General features: G+C 74.7%; 3 protein-coding genes. 1 reads left to right on the top strand and 2 read right to left on the bottom strand.

Annotation, left to right across the window (positions count from 1 at the left end; translation table 11 throughout):
• Nucleotides 1-69 precede the first annotated feature (69 nt).
• Together B7767_RS23560 and B7767_RS23555 are read right to left on the bottom strand one after the other, a co-directional pair.
• Nucleotides 70-702: an FMN-binding negative transcriptional regulator gene (locus B7767_RS23560; RefSeq protein ID WP_085573950.1), complete on the bottom strand. Its 633-nt coding sequence runs from the start codon at nucleotides 700-702 to the stop codon at nucleotides 70-72.
• Nucleotides 702-1382, bottom strand: coding sequence for a pyridoxamine 5'-phosphate oxidase family protein (locus B7767_RS23555; RefSeq protein WP_085573949.1), 681 nt, complete (start codon nucleotides 1380-1382; stop codon nucleotides 702-704). The genes B7767_RS23560 and B7767_RS23555 overlap by 1 nt, the downstream gene beginning before the upstream one ends.
• 35 nt (nucleotides 1383-1417) lie before the next feature.
• On the opposite strand from B7767_RS23555, the gene B7767_RS23550 reads away from it, so the two are divergent.
• The coding region (locus B7767_RS23550) for a GntR family transcriptional regulator (RefSeq protein WP_143652607.1) at nucleotides 1418-1839 on the top strand (422 nt) is incomplete at its 3' end.

Below are 1839 nucleotides of genomic sequence, written 5' to 3'. Positions count from 1 at the left end.
GAGCAGCCGGACGCGGTGCCGGTGTGACGGCGCGGGGCCCTTCCGCGGGGAAGGGCCCCGGGGCGGTGGTCAGGCCGGCTGTCGGCGCAGGACGTGCGCGCGTGCCTCCGCGTCACGCGCGCCGCCCCGGTCCGCCAGTCCGGCCGCGATGCGTTCCCTTACCGCCTCGGACCGCTTGCCCGCGTACTTGAACTTCGCCCGTACGCCCGTCACTTCGAGCCGGAGCCCGCGGATCCCGGACAGCAGCCTGCCGTACGGGACCTCGCCCGCCGCCGCCGGCGCGGAGCCGCCCTCCGGCTGGAAGTGGCCGACCTGGCGGTTGAGGAGCGTGGCCTTCTCCGCCGGATCGTCCACGACATGGGCGCGGCAGCGCAGTTGGACGGACGCGTAGAGGCTCGTCGGAACGCCGTGCTCCGGCGGGGTGCCGGGCTCGGCCTGCCAGGGGCCGGGGACGTAGACGTAGTCGTCGACCACGCTCAGCACGGCCTCCGGGCTCGCCTCCACGGCGGGCCAGAGCGGGTTGGGCCGGGCCAGGTGGGTGACCGCCTCGCCGCGCTCGGCGTCGTAGGCGAAGTGCAGGGGCTGGACGAGGGGCGGCTCGCCCGGCGGGCCGTTCACCGCGAGCTGTCCGAAGTCGTGCGTGGCCAGCCACCGCTGCCACTCGTCGTCGTCGCGAGGCGCGTCCCAGGGGTGGATCAGCATCACAGGGCCGTCAGGTAACCGGGCAGCTCGGTGCCGGGGGCCAGGTCCGGGTCGGCGAGCGGGGTGTCGTAGCCCTTGCGCAGCGGGACGACGCCGGCCCAGTGGGGGAGGGCGAGGTCCTCGGGCTCGTCGTTGACACCGCCGGTGCGGAGCTTGGCGGAGACCTCGTCCAGGTCGAGGCGGATCACCGCCGTGGCGGCCAGCTCCTTCTTGTTGGCCGGCCGGGAGTCGGCGGCGCGGCCCGGTACGACATGGTCGACCAGGGCGTCGAGGGCCTGCCGCCTCTCCTCGGGGTCGGTCACGTCGTGCGCCACGCCGTGCACCACCACGGAGCGGTAGTTGATCGAGTGGTGGAAGGCCGAGCGGGCCAGCACCAGCCCGTCGACGTGGGTGACGGTCAGGCAGACCGGGAGGCCGGGGTCGGCCTGCCCCGCCGCGCGCAGCGGGCGCGAGCCGGTCGAACCGTGCACGTAGAGACGCTCGCCGACCCGGCCGTACAGCGTGGGCAGCACCACCGGCGCGCCGTCCCGGACGAAGCCGAGATGGCAGACGTAGCCCTCGTCGAGTATCGCGTGCACCAGCTCCTTGTCGTACGCGGCACGGTCGGGGGAGCGGGTGGGGACGGTGCGCTCGGTGGGCGGGTAGGTGTCGGCGGGCCGCTGCCGCGGGGTCCCCTGCATGGCGCTCTCCATTGCACTAGTGCATAATTGGCTTTGTGCTAGGAGAGTATCGGATCAGTGGGCGGCGCGCAGCGGAGATTTCCGCGAGCATCGAGCGCGCGGTGGGGGACGGGGTGCTGGTTCCGGGCGAACTGCTGCCTCCCATGCGGGAGTTGGCGGAGCGACTCGGGGTGAACCCGAACACCGTCGCCGCCGCGTACCGGACCCTGCGCGAGCGCGGGGTCATCGAGACCGCGGGCCGGCGGGGGAGCCGGGTGCGGTCCAAGCCGGCCACCACCGCGCGTGAACTCATCCGGGTGGAGGTCCCGCCGGGCGTGCGGAACCTGTCCGAGGGCAACCCGGACCCGGCGCTGCTGCCCGCGCTGGCCGGGGCGTTCGCGGCGGCGGCCGGGGAGGGCGACCGGGAGCCGGTGCTGTACGGGCACGCGCCCGTGGAGCCCGAGCTGGCGCGGCTGGC

The sequence above is a fragment of the Streptomyces sp. 13-12-16 genome (assembly GCF_002114215.1).
GTDB lineage: Bacteria > Actinomycetota > Actinomycetes > Streptomycetales > Streptomycetaceae > Streptomyces.
This window is presented reverse-complemented; position numbering and strand designations above follow the sequence as displayed.